Genomic DNA, 16,970 nt, shown 5'->3' with positions numbered 1-16,970 from the left:
GAGTTCGGAGTTCGGGGTTCGGAGGCGTCGTAGAACCGGGTCCGATCTCCCCCGAGGCGCACGCTCACCCGGCGGGAAAACGAAATGATCCGCAGAACACGCAGAAGAACGCAGAAAAAATCCACGAAACCGGAGCTTGACACCGGCAACCGGCCCCCATGCTGCCGCTCCGAACGCCGAGCCCCGAACTCCGAACTCCGAACTCTTTCCTCTTCCCGCCGTGTTCGCCGTGGCCCGCCGTGTTCGCCGTGTGAACTCTTACGTTGTGCCCGCTGTGCGACCGAACCCCGAACTCGGAACGCCACCCGCCACCCGTCCCTCATACCCCCTCCCTTCCGAAAGGGAACAGGCGCTCCAGAACCGGTTCGCTTCCCGGGAAATAAAGGTGAACGTAAGAGGCGTGCAGGCGGCCGGAAGAAAATCCTTCCCATCGGCATTGTGCGTTGCGCTTTCGGGTAACCTCCCAAAGGTTCGCGCGTTCGGATTCCGCACGCCAACGGGAATGATGGAATTCGTGCCCATGGAAGGCAACCTTACGTACGCCGGCGAGATTTGAGGTGCGACAGTACCCGAAATGTTGCAACCGGTCCGTCATCTCGACCTGACCCGGGAGTGCTCCGACCATCGGAAAGCGTTGCCCGTCGGATGCGATGAGGTTTTCCGACAGAAACATCAGCCCGCCGCACTCGGCGTAGCAGGCCAGCCCTGCGCTTAACGCCTCACGCAGTTCCGTCCGGAGTGCCGCGTTCGCCGAAAGCCGATCCGCAAAGCATTCGGGAAAACCGCCGCCGAGCATGACTGCGTCAATCTGCCCGGGTAAGGTTTGATCATGCAACGGTGAGAAACTGACTAGTTCCGCGCCTCGTTGTCGCAGGTAGTCGAGATTGGATTCATAATAAAAGTGGAACGCCTCATCGCGTGCCACGGCCAGGCGCCAGTGCCGGAAAGATACCCCTGGGACGGTGTCGCCTTCCCGGACGCGGCCGGCGGGCGCGAGCATCTGCATCAAGGCCGGGAGATCGAGGAACCGCTCCGCCATCCCGGCGAGTTCGTCCGATCCGGGCAACGCCAGTTCCTGGTTTGCCTGCAGCCCAAGGTGGCGCTCCGGCCATTGCAAGGTGGCGTCGCGCGGCACTACCCCGAGGACGGGAAGCCGTAACGGCGCAATTGCTTCCCGCAAGTACTCCGCGTGCGATTCACCGCTGACTTGATTGAGGATGACCCCGCAAATCCAGCCGGCTCCGGCTTCAGCGGCAAAGCCGCGCAACGCAGCCGCGAGGGATCGCCCGGCTTTGGCGCAGGGTACGATGAGGACAACCGGCCAGCCCAGCAGGCGCGCGATTTCCATCGTGCTGCCTGCGTCTGAAGTTGCCTCGCTGCCGTCGAAGAGGCCCATCACGCCTTCAACGATTCCCACCCGCCCGGATACGTGCGTGGCTGCCTCCTGCTTGAGGCGCTCGGGCCCCATCAGCCAGGCATCAAGGTTGCGCGAAGGCCGGCCGGCATAACGGGCGTGGTAAGCCGGGTCGATGAAATCCGGCCCGGCTTTGAACGGTTGAACCGGTACGCCGCGCCGTACCAAGGCCGCCAGCAGCATGCACATGACCGCAGTCTTGCCGTTGCCGCTTTGCAAACCGGCGAGAATCAAGCCTGGACGGGGCGCTGCAGTCTCCATCGTCTGTATAAAGCTCAAGGCAATTCAGAACTCGATTCCGCGCCGGGCCCTCACGCCCTGGTCGAAGTGATGTTTCACCTTGCGCATCTCGGTAACGACGCTGGCGCGGGCAATCAATTCTTCCGGTGCGTACCGGCCGGTGAAAACCAATTCGACGTGAGGCGGCCGTTTTTCGACGAGATCGATCGCGCGCTCAAGGGGAATCAGGTTGCGGTGGAGGCAATAATTAATCTCATCGAGGATGACCAGGTCGTACTCGCCCGAGACCAGCGTCGCCTCGGTCGCGTCCATCTCGCGCGCGAGCGCCGCCGTCATGGCCGCGACGTGTTCCGGGATATGTTTGCTCTTCGAGAGCAGCCAGTCCTGTTCGACGTTTCGATACGTCAGGTTCGGGTGCAGCCCCGGACAAATGGCAAGTTCACCGGTCTTCCAGCGCGGCTTCATCATTCGGAGGTAATAAACCCGGAAGCCGCAGCCGAGCGCGCGCAGCATCAGGCCCATTGATGCCGTGCTCTTGCCTTTACCTTCTCCCGTATAAATCTGGAAAGCACCCTGCGCGAGCCGCGGCCGTGCCGGATTCCTGACGGCAGCGGCGGCGGTGGCATTGGCGGCGGCAGAACCAACGTCGGGGGTTACCGGGGCGGAAAGGGGATCATCGATCATAAAAAGGGGCGGAACGGTTAATAAGGAGGCACCGGCACACGGCGACTCCCAGGAAGGCGCCGGATGCCACGACGGCAACGTCCCGGAACCAGTCCAGGCTCGGCGCCAGGGTGTCCGGAGTGGGGACGCAGCCTTCGGGATTGAAAACGGGTCCGGGCAGCGGAATACCGTCATAGAAATTCGTGCCGCCCAACCGTACATCCAGGGCGGAAGCGGCGGCCGCTTCGCTCCACCCGGCGTTAGGGCTGGCATGGGCAGCCGCTTCGCGGCAGATTCTTCTCCAGTTGCGGAAGCCGCATGACGATTCGGAAATGAGGGCGCAAAGCCGGGCGGGCACCCAGTTCAGCACATCATCGGCGCGCGCGGAGATCTTGCCGAATCCTTCGTAGCGCTCATTGCGGTGCCCGACGATGGAATCAAGCGTGTTCACCGTGCGGTACCAGAGGGCGCCGGGAGCACCTGCCGCCACGGCCCAGAACAGCGGGGCGACAAACGCGTCATTGCTGCTTTCCGCCAGGCTCTCCATGGCGGCGCGGCTGACTTCGCTTTGATCAAGGTGCTCCGTGTCGCGGCCCACGATCATCGCCAGTTTGGTGCGCGCCCCGGGCAGATCGCCGGCCTTCAGCGGACGCAGGACGGCCCGCACGTGCCGCTGCAGATCGGCCCCGGCGAGCGTCTGGTATACCACAATCACCTCGAACACCCAGGCCGCCGCCGGATGAACGCGTTTCAGCGTTGTGCGAATGGCGGCAAAGGCGGCAAGGATCGCGCCGTTCACACCGAGCCAAAAGATCAGGCCGGCAAACACGCTGCGTCCCAGGCAACGGGCCAGCGGGGGCTCCAGGAGAGCGGCCAGGCGGCCGGCAGCGCGCGCCGGGTGCGGCCAACCGGGTGGATCACCCAACGCCGCGTCGAGCCCGATCGCACACCCGATCTGCAGCGGGTCAAGCCTCCACATACCGCCGGATGCCCTCCAGGTTGAGGTGCTCTTCAAGCAGATCCGCCATTCCGTCGTAAATGCGGAGCAGGTGCGTCCGCCAGGGCATCTCGGCTGCGCGATGGTTCGTAATCCCGGCCAGAGCGGCAAACTCGCGCCGGACAACCGGCGATTCGAAAACGCCGTGCAGGTACGTTCCCCAGACGTTTTCACACCGGATCCCCTCCTCGCGCCAACCGGCGCCGTTGCGCACCCGCAAAAGCGCTTCCGTTCCGGCCGGCACATCGGTCCGGCCCATATGGATCTCGTACGCAGCCCAGCTAAAATCCTTCCACACGGCCTCGACCTGCCGGACCTCTTTCTCCGGGCAAAAACGCGTTTGGACCGGCAGCAGACCCAGACCCGGTGCGTCGCCCGCATCGCCGGCCGCACCTTCGGGATCGGCGAGTTGCCGGCCAAGCATCTGGTAACCGCCGCAAATCCCGGCAACCGGCACCCCTCGTCGCGCGGCGGCCGTGACGGCTTCCGCAAGGCCGTTCTCGCGCAGCCAGCGCAGGTCGGCAATGGTGTTCTTTGAGCCCGGAAGCACGATGGCCGCAGCCTGGGCGAGCTCATCCGGCTTCGTCACCCAGCGGATACGCACCCCTTGATCCAGGGACCAGGCGTTGCAATCCTGGGAGTTGGAGGAATGAGGAAAACGCACCCAGGCGATCGTTTCTCCCGTCCCGTGTTCCTCAGCGGCGCCGCACAGGCTGTCTTCGCTTTCCGGCTGCAGGTCCGCCCGGTAAGGCAGCACGCCGAGGTACGGCGCCTCGATGTGCGGCGCGAGGTACTTGCCGGCGTCGGCGAAGAGGGAAAGATCGCCCCGGAATTTGTTTACGATTACGCCGAGCGCACCCGCCCGGTCGGCAGGCGAGAGCAGTTTCCAGGATCCCACGATTTGCGCAAACACGCCGCCCCGCTCGATGTCGGATACGAGCAGCCATCGTCCGTCAAGATGCCGGATCGGGCGGAGGTTGACGATGTCGCGAGTGGCCAGGTTGAGTTCCACCGGGCTGCCGGCGCCTTCGAGCACGAGCACATCGCACGTGCGCCGCCAATGCTCGAGGGCGTCGCTGACTATCGTCCACAGCTGATCGGTGATCGCGTAGTAATCGCCGGCTTTGACGTGACCCCGAGCACGGCCGAGCACGACGAGTTGTGAACCGAGCTGCCCGGATGGTTTGAGCAGAATGGGATTCATCCGCACCGAAGGCAGCAGCCGGCACGCTTCCGCCTGGGCCGCCTGTGCCCGGCCGATTTCGCCACCGTCGAGCGTCACGTACGAATTGTTCGACATGTTCTGCGCCTTGAACGGCGCAACCTTGACCCCGTGCCGCCACAGCCAGGCGCACAACGCAGTGGCGACCCAGCTCTTGCCGCTGTTCGATGAAGTGCCGAGCACGCCAAGCGCCTTCATCTCCTTCGCCCGGCGGGGGCCGACGGGGCGAACGGACGCCGGAGCTGCCGCCGGCGTGGCCGTCAGGGCCGGACCGCCCCCGGCCGGCGCGTCTTCGAGCACAGTCACCAGCGCCCGGACGAGGCGCCGATTTTCTTCGGGCCGGCGCACCGCCACACGGATATACCGGTCCGCATTGAGCCCGTAAAAGCCTTCACCGGTACGGACCAGCAGGCCTTCACGTCCCAGCGCCCGGTAAATCTCGGAGGCATGCCGACGAGTTCGGGCGACATCGACCAGCAGAAAATTGGCCGTACCGGGGTGCACCCGAAGACCCGGCAGCCGTCCGAGTTCCGCCGCCAGCTCCGCCCGGAGCACGGGCAGGGGCCGCAGGCTCTCCAGCATTTCGCGCCAGCCCGCCGGAGTAAGCTGGTGCCTGGCCCATGCCTGGGCGACGGCGTTGATGCTCCAGGGCGGCTGCATCTTCTCGAGCCGGGCAAGCCACCCGCCGTTTGCGGTCGCGACGAACCCGAGTCGCAGACCGGGAATCGCCCAGCTTTTCGTGAGCGAACGGACCGCGATCACGGACGGAAAACGCTCGAGGAGGGGCAGGAGAGATTCGCGCTCATGGTCCGGCACGAACTCAATGAACGCTTCATCGATGATCCACGTCTTCGCCTGTGCCCACGGGGCCCCGGCAGCACGCACCAGGGCGTCACGTCCTTGCAGGGTTCCGGTCGGATTGTTGGGCCGCCCGAGGACGATGACCTCGTACGGCTCAAGCATTTTCCCCCAGGCCGGGATCGGCGTCTCCCAACGCTCAGGCGAAAGTAACACCCGCGACGGTTCGCAACCGGCGGCTTCGAAAGCGCGCGCGTAATCGGCGAAGGCCGGTTCCACGATGCCCACGCGCCGGTCCGTGAACAACCGGGCGACCAGGTAAAGCCCTTCAATGGCTCCGGCCGTCGGGAGCAGGCGCCCCGGCCCGACCCCGTAAATCGTTCCCAAACGTTCCCGGATCAGGGATGCGTCCGGTTCGGGGTAACGCGAGATGCCGTCCAGCCAGTTGCTCCATTCCGTGGCGTCCGCCGGGCGCCAGAACGGGTTGACGTTGGCGCTGAAATCCAGGAAATCGGTTCGTCCGAATTCCTGCGCGGCTGCCTCAATCCGGCCACCGTGAACGGCATGGCTCATGGCTGGCCGGTGCCTCCTTTAAGCACAAGCGGCAGCCCGGCAACCATGAACTCGACCCGTTGCGCGTAAGCTGCCGCCACCTGGTTGGCGCGTCCGCAGAGGTCGCGGAACCCGCGGCTGCGGGCGTCGGCCGGAACGAGCCCCATGCCGAGTTCATTGCTCACCAGGATCAGCGCCCCGTCGCGTACCGCGGCGATTTGCAAGGCCCGCTCCAGTTCGGCCAGGATGCACGCCTCGTCCGGGTGCGTGATCCAGCCGTGCGAAAGCCAGAGCGTGAGGCAATCGATCAACAGCAGCGTCCGGTTGTTTTCCGCGATCAGCTCCGGGAGGTCGAACCGGTTCTCAATCGTGCACCAATGGGCCGGGCGATGCCGCCGGTGTTGCTGCACCCGGCAGCGCATCTCGTCGTCCATGAGTGCGGTTGCGCAGGTGGCCACATAGGTCACGGGCGCCATGGCTTCCCGGCCGGCAAGCGATTCGGCCCGGCGACTCTTCCCGCTGCGGCTGCCCCCCAGGATTAGCGTGATCGATCCACTCATAAGGGAGTGCCGGGTGCCGAGTGTCGGGTGCCGGGTGTCGAGTGGAGTTCGGAGTTCGGAGTTCGGAGTTCGGAGTTCGGGGTTCGGGGTTCGGAGTTTGGAGGTACCGAGGCCGTGGTTCTTGGGGTTGTCTTTGCCCACAGCTCGGAGCACGTTTTCCTAAGCGACCTGCATTGCCGCCTCGAAAGGACACCGGGCGACGGGACCGAGTTTTCAGCCCCGAAGGGGCGGTAGACCTTAGCCCAGGGTTTAACCGACTGCCGTATAGTTAAGGGCGGCAGGCCGGGTGTGGCCCTCGTCCCGCAGGGACGGCTGAGGTTAGGCAGGTACTTCAGTGCCTGTGCTGTGCTGAAACGCTCGGTGCGAATCAAAATGACACGCGGCACTGGCCTGGGAAGCGCCTTGCGGCCCGAAGGGCCAGGAGAACCTAGCCCAGGGTTTACCCTGGAAAACCGTAAAATGGCGATGAAGTTAGCCATCATGGGACCCTCACACACCTTCTGCCAAGCGGATAACGACAACAACAACGGCATAGCAGGCGAGTTCCACCAGTTGGTTGGTCGCGCCCAGGCAATCGCCGGTGACCCCTCCGATCCTGTTCCGAAACCATCGACCGGCGCAGACGGCGACCAGCATGGCGGCAAGCAGGCAAGGCAGGCCGCAACGTGCCGGCAGCACGACGGCCACCGCTACCGGCAACACCAACGCAAACGCGATCTGCCGCGGGGTGAGACGTTCGGCGAACCCCCTGGATTTCGACTCAGCGCCGCTGACGTACGGGAGGGCTTGGAGCAGCAGCACCGTCGCGCCCCTTCCGAGCGTATGCGCCGAGGCCAGCATACCCACAAACCATACCCCGCCCGCGCGGCGCAACAGTTCCTGGAGCAGGAGAAACCTGGCCGTGAGCGTAAACCAGAGCGCCACGGCCCCGTAGCTGCCGATCCGGCTGTCCTTCATGATCTCGAGGCGCCGCGCCGGTGTGTGGCCGCCGAATAAGCCGTCCGCGGCGTCAGCCAGGCCGTCCTCATGAAAACCGCCCGTGATGACCACGGTCGCCAGCATGCAGATCAGCACCGCCAGCGGAACCGGAAAAATCAAGCTTGCAGCCCACCCGGCCAGCCCGCCCGCAACGCCCACCAACAGTCCGACCAGCGGGAAATAGACGACGGAATGAGCCAGCATTTTATCAGGTTCATGCCGGTAAAAGCGCCCGACCGGCGCCCGTGTGAGCAGCATCACGGCGCCGAGAAAATGGTTGAACGGCGCGTTCATTTATTCATTCCGCAGGAGCTCTGCAGGACCGGAGACGCCCGCCGATTCAAACGTCGCCATCTCGCCTATGACCTTGGCCGCAGCCTCGATGAGGTGCATGGCCAGGGCTGCCCCGGTGCCTTCACCGAGCCGCAGGCCGAGGTCGAGGAGCGGATCGGCACCGAGCGCGGCCAGCACCGCTCCGTGCGCGCGTTCATCGGATCGATGGGCAAAAAAGCAAAAATCACGGCAGGCCGGCTCGATCGAGAAGGCGGCGGCCGCCGACGCCGTCGCGATAAAACCGTCTATGACCGTGGGCAGCCGGTGCGCCGCCGCTTCGAGGATCGTTCCGGCCATCGCGGCGATTTCATAGCCGCCGACCGCTTCCAGCCAGTCACGGGGAACAACCGCATCAGGGGCATGCTTCCGCAGCGCGCAGGTGACGGCCTCAGCTTTCCGCTCGACGCCGGCCGCGGAAACGCCTGTCCCGCGGCCCACGACCTCCCGTGCGTCCAGTCCCAGCAGGGCGGCGAACAGAGCCGACGCGGCGGTGGTATTGCCGATGCCCATGTCGCCGATGCCGAGCAGTTGAATCCCGTCGGCCACCGCCAGCCGCGCTTGCTCCCGGCCCGCCTGCAGCGCACCCTCGCATTCGGCCGGGGTCATGGCCCGGCCTTCAAGGAAGTTGCGGGTGCCGCGACGGGACCTTCGGACAAAAAAATCGGGCCGGGCCAGAACCGTTTCGGGCCAATCGGCATCAACGCCCGTATCCACCACATGCACTTCAATGCCGCCGTGACGCGCCAGAACGTTGATGGCCGCCCCGCCTGCCAGAAAATTCAGGACCATTTGCCCGGTCACCTCCGGCGGGTAAGCGCTCACGCCGGCTGCGGCGATCCCATGGCTCGCGGCGAATACGCAGACGCGCTTACGCCGTACCTGCGGCATCAGATCTTGTTGAATCCAGGCCAGCCGGACGGCGATCGTTTCCAGTTTCCCGAGCGACCCGCGCGGTTTGGTTTTCGCATCGATCCGCTGCCGGGCCGCTTCAAAAAACGGACCTGTTTCCGATGCCGCCGGGGAACCGTTCGGCTCGAGTGCAACGCTTGCGGTGTTCATGTCTGATCTCTGGATGTACAGCCGAGAGATCAGCGGAAAACGCGCTTACGCCCCGTTTCCTTACCGATCCCTCATTCTCCTTTTTTGCGAAGAAGTTTTGTCGCCCCGCCGCTTTAGCGGCGACACGAATGAGAGCGGGATGAGCAAGTGTTCTGGCTCCTGGTTCTTGGCGTCCTCGGGTCGCCAGCCTCATCCTCGCCTTCACCCGCCCCTGGCGGCGGATTGGCCTTGAGGATTCGTCCCCAGTTACAGCAGCGCAACTGCTCCCGATTCACACGGGATTCCTTGCATCATTCGCTAAAGTTCCAGTTCGCAAAGAACTGGCCGGAACCTAAGAAAATGCCACGAATGCCACAAGCGGAAAAATGCCCAAATGGAGAAGCGTTCGGCGTGTGAACTCTGTCGCTGTGCCGGCCAAATCGCCGTGCCGCGGTGTGACGTCAGCGCCAGTCGCCTTCCACGATAAACGGCGCCCAATAGTACGGGTGGCCCCACCGGTCTTCTTTCATGACCGAGAGTTGCGCTGCGCGCAGAGCCGCTGCAGGGTGCAGGTGATCGCTTCCAAGCAATCCTTTGTAGAAGCGGATCATCAGTTGCGCCGTGGCGTCATCATCCACTTCCCAAAGGCTCACGGTCAGGCTCGCCGCGCCAGCGTACATAAAGCCGCGGGTAAGCCCCACCAGGCCCTCGCCCTTCACCAGTTTACCCTGGCCGGTCTGGCATGCGCTTAGCACCACCAACTGCACGGGCAGTCTCAAATTGAAGATTTCATTCAAGCGCAGGAAGCCATCGACGGGTTGCCGATTTTCGTCGTAAAATGAAAGTGCCAGGTAGGACAGCCCTGGGTGGACTGAATCAAGAAAGCTGTGAGTTGCAAAATGAACCACTCGGTAATTCGCCAGGTCCGGATCCTGAACGGCTGCCTTGCTCGCCTTTAAGTCCATCAGCGCCATTGACCGTTCCGGGGTGGTGAGCCCAAGAATCCCATTCGCTTCGTCGCGCGTGTGTTTCAGGGACGGAAGACTCTCCCCAAATACTGGATCGGCGATTACCGCGATGTCCTTGGGAGGAATTTTGCGGTCCATCGTCTCGTGGCGCAGGATTGCCACCGCCGACGCAGACGGCTCAATCACTATCTCATGGTCAGCGATGAGGGGTCTGGAACCGGATGGCGTCGGCAGAGCTGCGAACGGAACGGCAGCGAGTTCCCCATCACTGACAATCACCAGCCGTTTCCCCTTCAATTCCGCAGCCACACGCCCAAGGAGGGCATCACTCAGGCTGGCTTCCTTTTCATCCAGGTCTGCACGGTTCAGGCTGTTCTGCGCGAGAAGATAGAAGTAGTCGCTTGCATCCGCCTTGATCTGTGAGCGCTTCGGCAACTCGTAGGACCAAAGCGAGGTCGGCGTGACTGCCCACAGGTAGCTGCGATCTTCACCCAGTGAATATTCAAGCAATAATGTATCCGCATCGAGCACTTCCTGCTGAATCGTTCCGAGCGTCAGCGGCCGGGGTTGCGTCAGTGCGGCGTACGCTGGGCTTTTGAGGCGGATCTGGGCCTCCGTACTCTCGTGCTTGGCGGTGAGGTCCTCAATCTCCCGCTCGAGCGTTCTGCCGTCCTCAGAAGACGGGTCAAGCTTTCGGAGTTCGGATGCTTTGGCATTAAGCGAGCGTTCGATGGAGCGTTCCTGTTCCAGGACTTCCGGATCCACGCCCTGACGGATGGCGGTTCGTGACTCAGCCAACAGTTCCAACAGGCTGCGCGCCCGGGCGCGTTCACTGGTCTCGAGCGCCTGCGCATCGTACCCGCGGCCGGGTTGCTCGCGGTGCAATTGCATGAGAAGCCCGATTTTCGTTTCGTAAGGATTGCCTGCCGTGGCCAGATAGGACGCCCGCCACTCCTGGCTCGCCAGCTTGCTGCGGAGAGATTCATTAAGGCGAATGGCTTCATTGACGTGGTCAAGAGCAAGCTTGAGTTTGCCTTGTTCACGCTCGGTTTTGGCCATCAGGGATAACACCCTTGCCGCGGCGATTTCGTCCCGGATTTGGCGCCAGAGATCCAAAGCCTGCCGGTAATAGGCGAGGGCTTGGTCCGGATTGCCGAGCCGGCTGTAGACGAATCCCAGGTTGTGAAGCGCCAGCGCCTCGCTATCCACGTCGCCCGTTTCGCGTGCAATCTGCAACGAGCGGTCGAGTTTCTCCCTTGCCTCCGGCAACTCGGCCGCATCAGTCAACACCAGTGCCATATTTGTCAGCAGACGAGCCTGCGCAATGCGGTTTCCAAGCTTCTCGGCGCGCAGCAATGACTCCTCAAACGGTGCAAGGGCTTCGCGCCCCTCTGCTTGAGTAAGGGCTTCATTCGGCCCTCTCTGGTACTGCGCAAGCACTCCAAGACTGTTGAGGGTGACCGCCTCGCCTCCCTCGTCCCCAAGCTGTTTCCGTGTTTCGAGGGCCTGCTCGAAACAACTTTTCGCCCGCTCGTACAAACCGAGGGATTGATAAATCGATCCGAGCGTCTGCTGTCCGTGCGCAATTTCCGGCGTGTCGCCCAGTTCGCGGAAAATGGACTGAGCCGAGTTCGCCGCCTCGAGCGCTTTCTGCGTTTCCCCCGTGTCACTGTACACGATGGCGAAGCTGTTCAGCGTCACCGCTTCCCCATGCCGGTCCCCGATACTGCGCCGTTTGGCGAGCGCCTCATTGAGCGTGTCGATCGCTTTCTGCTCTTCACCTAATGAATGATACAACATACCCAGGCCGGTAAGCGTCGCCGCCTCCTGCTCCCCGTTCCCATCCTGGCGGGCCAGAGCCAGCGACTCGTCGTAGTATCGCTTGGCTTCTTTGTCGTCACCGAAATCCTGGTGCAGTCGCGCCAGGTTACTTAGGGCAGCAGACTGCTGCTGGATGTCTGTTCTCGCCTTTGCATCCTTCAGAACGTCCTGGAACGCGTTGCGAGCCTTCGTTCTCTCGCCCATGGCTGAATAAGTGAGGCCGAGGTCATTCTGCACCTTGGCTTCGGCGGCCGGGTTTCTGAGCGAGCGCTCGATATCCAGTGCCTCGTTCTGCACCTGGAGGGCCTTCTTCTGATCGCCCATTCCATAATAGACTTCGCCCAGCTCCATCAGCACCCACGCTTTGGCCGCGGGATTCTGCTCGTTTAACGTGCGAGCCTGATCCAGATACTCGAGGGCTTTTCTGCTTTCATGGAGCGCGATATAACCGTCGGCGACGGCCATCAGCGCGTTGGCTTTAAAACGGTCATTGCCGTTTTGAAGCAGGGCCAACTCCCGTTGGGAGCACTCGAGTTGCTTTTTGTACTCGCCCAGACGCCGGTAAACTGAAGCCATCCCTGCCAACGCTAACGCCTGGCTCTGCCGGTCACCGATAGCTTCAAAGAGCTTCCCTGCTTCGCCGTAGGCCGTGAAAGCCTCGTTCAAGGCATGAGCATTGAATTGCAGCAACCCGATGCGTAGATGCGTCGTGCCCTCGGCCGATTTGTCGCCCGTGGCGTGCGCAACGGTTACGGCTGCTTGGTAGGCTTCGAGCGCCTTTGCATTTTGTCCCAGGGCCTCGCGAGCCGTCCCTAAGCCGATCTCTCCTTTGTACTGGTCCGATGCGTCATTGGCTGAGGCCAGCAAGGGCAAGGCCTGCTCGTAATGTTTGATCGCATTCTCCACCTGCTGCAGCTTGTTTTCATCACTGGCCAGCGACAGCAAGATTTGGCCTTCCGCCTCAGAATTCTTCAAATCGGGCAGCAGAGGCAAGGCCTTCAGGTAGGCGTCGCGCGCCTGGTCGATCCGGCCCAGGCGCTCGTTCACCGTCCCCAGCCCCCACCAGGCGTTCGCCTCATTCAGCCGGTCCGCATTTGCCTGAAGCAGCGGCACCACTTGCACGAACAGCTCTGCGGCTTTCTCCCAAGCCTCCTGCCGGCCTTTTTCTGGAGTGTCCTGTTGGGGCAGAATTTCGTGCACCTGGGCGAGGCGCAGGAGCATCAAGGCTTCAGCCTTCCGGTTGCTGGTCTCCCGAGACAGCGCCAAGCCGCGTTCGTAGGCCTCGATTGCGGCCGGGTAATCCTTTGCCGCCTCCAACCAGAAACCCTGCGAGCCGGTAGCCTGCAGCTCGGCGTTCTTATCGCCGAGTTCCTGACAAATCCGTCGGACCTGCGCCAGTTCATCAATCGCCTGCCGCTGGTCTCCAAGGTTGTGGTGGAGCAGCGCGAGGCTTGCGAGAACCGTTCCTTCCCCGACCCGGTTGCCGGTCGCTCGCGCCAAGTCCAGAGCCTGATTCAGGACCGCCGATGCTTCCCCGGTCTCGTGAAGGTTGAAGTGAACGGTGGCAAGGCTGACGAGGGCCTCCAACCGCTTCGGATCATCTCCGAGCTTACGCCACAAGTCCGCCGCTTCCTGATAATCAAGGGCGGCCGCCTGAAGCGTTTCAGGCGTCCCCCGGCCGAAGAGTTTCAACCCCGCGGCCATCAGGTCTGCCGCGCGGTGCCGGTCGTCGGCTGCCGGCGTGGTCTGAGCGCTGGCGGCCAGAGCGGCGAGCAGCACGCTAATTACCAGCAAACGTCCGGTCGGAAACATGCCTTTAAGGATCCATGACGGGTTTAATGTATTGGAACACAGCCCTCTGAACGTCCGGCAGTCCTTTCGCGAAGATGGCGATCACGGTGCGTAGTCTCAGCGCCACTCTACTCACCGTTTCCTTGTCCCAGGATCGTTCTTGCGCGGTCTGACTTTTGAATTGCTGTACCCAGAACTCCACTACCTCCGGAGGTGCGCTCGACAGGTCTTCAAACAGGTATGGCTTGGTAAGGCTGTCAGGTCCCTGGAGCGGATGGTACGATGAAATGATGAACGGGCCGTCTCCATGAATTCCAGGGACAGCCGCGAGCAGGAACCTGGCCCGTGCATAATCGAAGTGGTCCAGAACCCAATCGCTGGTGAAGGTCTCCGGCGGCTCCTTGTCCACCGGCAGATAAGTCACGTTCAGTTGCGAAGGAAGAAAGTAGCTTTGCAGTTCCTCGAATTTGATAAGCCTGTCTAAATAGGCCTGAACAAATTTCTTGTATCGCTCATGATTTGAGTCGTTCGGGGGAGCGCCGAGAAGCATGTAACTGTAGAGACCGAAGCCTTTGCTCTCTGGACGATCTTTCAGAAGCAGCGCTCTGCGAATTTCGCGTCCGAACTCCGCACCAGCCCGATGGGGTGCCGACCTTACTTCCCGGCCGACCACCACCACCAAAGAACAGGAGCCGCACGAATCCTTCCCATGCGTCACCGTAACCGTCAGGGTGTACGATCCGGAAGCAATCCCGTCCGGGTTCCACTCGATGGTGGAACCGCTGGCTTCTCTCGAAAGTTCAGATCCCGGCAAGACGAAACCACCGGCATCAGCATGCCACCTGTACTCCAGCGATATTGGCTCCGGCGCATTCACCAGCACCGTCGCTTTTACCGGTTCGTGCGGACCGACAACGGGCTGGTCCAAACTACAGACCAAGTCCGGAATTCCTGGAGAGGCCGCATCTCCGGCTCGCGCCGGAGCCGGTGCTGGCACCGCCAGTCCGGCCCACAAGCCAACAGCGAAAGCCAGAGTACGAGCACGGCTCATTTCGCCGCTCCTTTTTGGCGTGCCCGCGCCAGCAACCATCGGCCCACCATCACCAGGAGAATGATCGCCAGCGCCACGACAGTCGTGGAACCTGGGTCAAGCGCCATATCCTCCAGGTAAAAGAAGACCCACACTGCGCCGGTCAGCACTAGAATCAGCATCACAGCACCCCACGGGAGCTTCAGGCCTCCAACGGTGTAAACTGGCCGGTGATGCTTGAGGTGTTTCATTTGTTCGGGTCGGCGCCGTCATGGTGGCGAACCAACCGGCGCCGGTCGGGGGGGGAATCGAACGACAAAAGTCAAGCATTTTGAGCCGGAAAGGACAAGGCGAAAGCGGCCAGGAACCTCCCGGTGCCGGGTGCGATCTCGGGGACGGCTTGCGAATGTCAAGTCCAGACTTCCTCTTCCCGCCGCGGCCGCCGTGTGACCGCATCTACCCGATACTCCGCACTCGACGCGCGACACCCGGCACCCCACGGTGTAATCTGTGGACCTCCTCTTTAAGGGTAAACCGAACCGACTGCATGCCTTCTCCGACCAGGATTATCAAAGAACGAGCGACAGCGATTCTCCGGAAATTGCGGGCGACTTACCCTGACGCCCACTGTGAGTTGAACTTTTCCAACCCGCTGGAACTGCTCGTCGCCACGATTTTATCGGCCCAATGCACTGATAAGCGGGTGAATCTGGTAACGGCGACCGTGTTCAAAAAATACCGGTCGGCTCAGGACTATGCCTCGGTTCCTCAAGAGGTCTTGGAACAGGAGATCAAATCGACCGGCTTTTTCCGGGCAAAGGCCCGTAACATCCGGTTGATGGCCCAGGATCTCGTCGCCGAACATAACGGCGAAGTTCCGGCCACGATCGAGGCACTCACGAGTCTGGCGGGGGTGGGACGCAAAACCGCCAACGTGGTGCTCGGCAACGCGTTCAACATCACGGAAGGCATTGTGGTCGACACGCACGTGACCCGGTTGGCGCGTCGCTTTCAATTTACCAGGCAGAGTGATCCCGGAAAGATTGAGCAAGACCTGTTGCGCCTGGTGCCGCGGGAGGATTGGATCATGGTGAGCCACTGGTTGATCTGGCACGGGCGCCGGCGTTGTTTCGCACGCAACCCGGATTGCGCAGGTTGCGAATTGGCCGGCCTCTGTCCTTCCTTCAGCGAACCGGCGCTCAAGAGCCCGTCCAAACGTCCGGGAAAACGGGCCGGACTCCCACCGGCCTGAGGCGCCGGCCCTTCGCGGGCCCGGGAATTCGCCAACGGGCGGGTGCTTCAGGGATTGAGATCGCCGGCCCGCCCGGCCAAAGGGCAGGAAAACTTCTAGCCCGACGCGTCTTCCTGCCTATTACTTACCGCTATGACGCAGCAGATTCTTGCCGGTAAAACCGGCCTGGTTTTTGGGGTTGCGAACAAACGCAGCATTGCTTGGGCTATCGCCCAGGCGTGGGCGGCGGCGGGCGCCAAACTGATCTTTAACTACCAGGGTGAACGGTTGAAAGAAAACGTGCAGGAGCTGGCTTCGGCGTTTGGCCCCGACATTCCCTTGTTTCCTTGCGACGTCGCGAATGACGAAGAGATCAGCCGGTTTTTCGGCCACGTGCGCCAGGTAACCGATCGGGTTGATCTGATGCTGCACGCCGTCGCCTACGCGCCGCGGGAAGCGCTTGAAGGCGCGTTTCTGGACACCACCCGCGATGCTTTCCGGATTGCGCACGATATCGGCGCTTACTCCCTGGTAGCGCTGGCCCGCGAAGCGGCGCCGTTGATGACCGAAGGCGGAAGCATCATCTCGATGACCTACTACGGAGCGGAAAAGGTTTTCCCGCACTACAACGTCATGGGGGTGGCAAAAGCCAGCCTGGAGGCAACCACCCGTTACCTGGCCTACGATCTCGGTTCCCGCAAAATCCGCGTGAACTGCATCAGCGCCGGCCCGGTGCAAACGCTGGCCGCACGCGGGATCTCAGGATTCTCGACCATCCTGAAGCATTACCAGGAACACGCCCCCTTGAAGCGCAGCTGCGATCCGGCCGAGCTCGGCCAGACGGGCGTCTTCCTCGCCAGTGACGGCGCGGCGGCGATCACCGGTCAGGTCATCTACGTCGACGGCGGCTACCAGATCATGGGGATGTAGGAACGGGTAACGGGTTGGGAGTTCGGAGTTCGGAGTTCGGAGTTCGGTCACACGGCGGGCACAGCGGGTTTGGCGGGCACAACGTAAGAGTTCACACGGCGAACACGGCGGGCCACGGCGACCACGGCGGGAAGAGGAAAGGGCTCGGAGTTCGGAGCGGCATCATGGGGGGTGGGTGCGAGTGTCAACCTTTGAGTTGCCGCCAGGTCCCCTTAATCTGTGTCAATCTGTGTAATCTGTGGATGTTTTCTCTTTTCTGCGTCCTTCTGCGTGTTCTGCGGATGATTCCGCCTTCCCGCCGGGTACGCCTGACCCTCGGGGGAGATCGGACCTGGTTCTACGACGCCTCCGAACTCCGAACCCCAAACTCCGAACTCCTTCCGCTACCAGCCCTCGAAGAGACG

The 16,970-nt window shown here is 62.4% G+C and carries 12 protein-coding genes and 1 riboswitch; of the genes, 2 read left to right on the top strand and 10 right to left on the bottom strand.

The window, feature by feature from the left end; all coding sequences use genetic code 11:
• Positions 1–319: 319 nt before the first annotated feature.
• The 10 genes from JO015_18940 to JO015_18895 form a co-directional block, all read right to left on the bottom strand.
• Entirely contained in the window at positions 320–1,675 is a 1,356-nt protein-coding gene (locus JO015_18940; protein MBW0001174.1) for a cobyrinate a,c-diamide synthase, read from the bottom strand.
• 24 nt (positions 1,676–1,699) lie between these two features.
• Positions 1,700–2,338, bottom strand: coding sequence for a cob(I)yrinic acid a,c-diamide adenosyltransferase (locus JO015_18935; GenBank protein ID MBW0001173.1), 639 nt, complete (start codon positions 2,336–2,338; stop codon positions 1,700–1,702).
• Positions 2,328–3,296 (bottom strand): cobalamin biosynthesis protein CobD, encoded by a 969-nt coding sequence (cobD, locus tag JO015_18930; protein ID MBW0001172.1) that lies wholly within the window; start codon positions 3,294–3,296, stop codon positions 2,328–2,330. The genes JO015_18935 and cobD overlap by 11 nt, the downstream gene beginning before the upstream one ends.
• Positions 3,283–5,907, bottom strand: a complete 2,625-nt coding sequence (locus JO015_18925; GenBank protein ID MBW0001171.1) for a cobyric acid synthase — start codon at positions 5,905–5,907, stop codon at positions 3,283–3,285. Before JO015_18925 ends, cobD begins: the two co-directional genes overlap by 14 nt.
• Positions 5,904–6,446, bottom strand: coding sequence for a bifunctional adenosylcobinamide kinase/adenosylcobinamide-phosphate guanylyltransferase (cobU, locus tag JO015_18920; protein ID MBW0001170.1), 543 nt, complete (start codon positions 6,444–6,446; stop codon positions 5,904–5,906). The genes JO015_18925 and cobU overlap by 4 nt, the downstream gene beginning before the upstream one ends.
• Positions 6,447–6,935: 489 nt before the next feature.
• Positions 6,936–7,718: an adenosylcobinamide-GDP ribazoletransferase gene (gene cobS, locus JO015_18915; protein ID MBW0001169.1), complete on the bottom strand. Its 783-nt coding sequence runs from the start codon at positions 7,716–7,718 to the stop codon at positions 6,936–6,938.
• The gene (cobT, locus tag JO015_18910; GenBank protein MBW0001168.1) at positions 7,719–8,816 is read right to left on the bottom strand and encodes a nicotinate-nucleotide--dimethylbenzimidazole phosphoribosyltransferase; all 1,098 of its coding nucleotides are present in this window, start codon (positions 8,814–8,816) and stop codon (positions 7,719–7,721) included.
• Between the two features lie 124 nt (positions 8,817–8,940).
• A riboswitch (cobalamin riboswitch) is annotated at positions 8,941–9,156 on the bottom strand.
• Positions 9,157–9,256: 100 nt separating this feature from the next.
• Positions 9,257–13,396 carry a tetratricopeptide repeat protein gene (locus JO015_18905; protein ID MBW0001167.1) on the bottom strand — a complete coding sequence of 1,380 codons (4,140 nt, stop codon included), beginning with the start codon at positions 13,394–13,396 and terminating at the stop codon, positions 9,257–9,259.
• Between the two features lie 4 nt (positions 13,397–13,400).
• Positions 13,401–14,315, bottom strand: a complete 915-nt coding sequence (locus JO015_18900; GenBank protein MBW0001166.1) for a hypothetical protein — start codon at positions 14,313–14,315, stop codon at positions 13,401–13,403.
• 107 nt (positions 14,316–14,422) lie between these two features.
• Complete coding sequence (locus tag JO015_18895) at positions 14,423–14,590, bottom strand: hypothetical protein (GenBank protein MBW0001165.1); 168 nt, start codon at positions 14,588–14,590, stop codon at positions 14,423–14,425.
• A 362-nt stretch (positions 14,591–14,952) separates the two neighbouring features.
• Here JO015_18895 and nth point away from each other — a divergent pair, with 362 nt between their 5' ends.
• Both nth and JO015_18885 read left to right on the top strand, forming a co-directional pair.
• Complete coding sequence (nth, locus tag JO015_18890; GenBank protein MBW0001164.1) at positions 14,953–15,657, top strand: endonuclease III; 705 nt, start codon at positions 14,953–14,955, stop codon at positions 15,655–15,657.
• A 132-nt stretch (positions 15,658–15,789) separates the two neighbouring features.
• Positions 15,790–16,566 carry an enoyl-ACP reductase gene (locus JO015_18885; GenBank protein MBW0001163.1) on the top strand — a complete coding sequence of 259 codons (777 nt, stop codon included), beginning with the start codon at positions 15,790–15,792 and terminating at the stop codon, positions 16,564–16,566.
• Positions 16,567–16,970 lie beyond the last annotated feature (404 nt).

The sequence above is a fragment of the Verrucomicrobiota bacterium genome (genome assembly GCA_019247695.1).
In the GTDB taxonomy this organism is placed as follows: domain Bacteria; phylum Verrucomicrobiota; class Verrucomicrobiia; order Chthoniobacterales; family JAFAMB01; genus JAFBAP01.
This window is presented reverse-complemented; position numbering and strand designations above follow the sequence as displayed.

What these genes read in the sequence shown, in the direction of transcription:
- cobT (MBW0001168.1), bottom strand. Translation starts at nt 8,816, where the DNA reads ATGAACACCGCAAGCGTTGCACTCGAGCCGAACGGTTCCCCGGCGGCA.
- JO015_18935 (MBW0001173.1), bottom strand. Translation starts at nt 2,338, where the DNA reads ATGATCGATGATCCCCTTTCCGCCCCGGTAACCCCCGACGTTGGTTCT.
- nth (MBW0001164.1), top strand. Translation starts at nt 14,953, where the DNA reads ATGCCTTCTCCGACCAGGATTATCAAAGAACGAGCGACAGCGATTCTC.
- cobU (MBW0001170.1), bottom strand. Translation starts at nt 6,446, where the DNA reads ATGAGTGGATCGATCACGCTAATCCTGGGGGGCAGCCGCAGCGGGAAG.
- JO015_18925 (MBW0001171.1), bottom strand. Translation starts at nt 5,907, where the DNA reads ATGAGCCATGCCGTTCACGGTGGCCGGATTGAGGCAGCCGCGCAGGAA.
- JO015_18905 (MBW0001167.1), bottom strand. Translation starts at nt 13,396, where the DNA reads ATGTTTCCGACCGGACGTTTGCTGGTAATTAGCGTGCTGCTCGCCGCT.
- JO015_18940 (MBW0001174.1), bottom strand. Translation starts at nt 1,675, where the DNA reads ATGGAGACTGCAGCGCCCCGTCCAGGCTTGATTCTCGCCGGTTTGCAA.
- cobS (MBW0001169.1), bottom strand. Translation starts at nt 7,718, where the DNA reads ATGAACGCGCCGTTCAACCATTTTCTCGGCGCCGTGATGCTGCTCACA.
- cobD (MBW0001172.1), bottom strand. Translation starts at nt 3,296, where the DNA reads ATGTGGAGGCTTGACCCGCTGCAGATCGGGTGTGCGATCGGGCTCGAC.
- JO015_18885 (MBW0001163.1), top strand. Translation starts at nt 15,790, where the DNA reads ATGACGCAGCAGATTCTTGCCGGTAAAACCGGCCTGGTTTTTGGGGTT.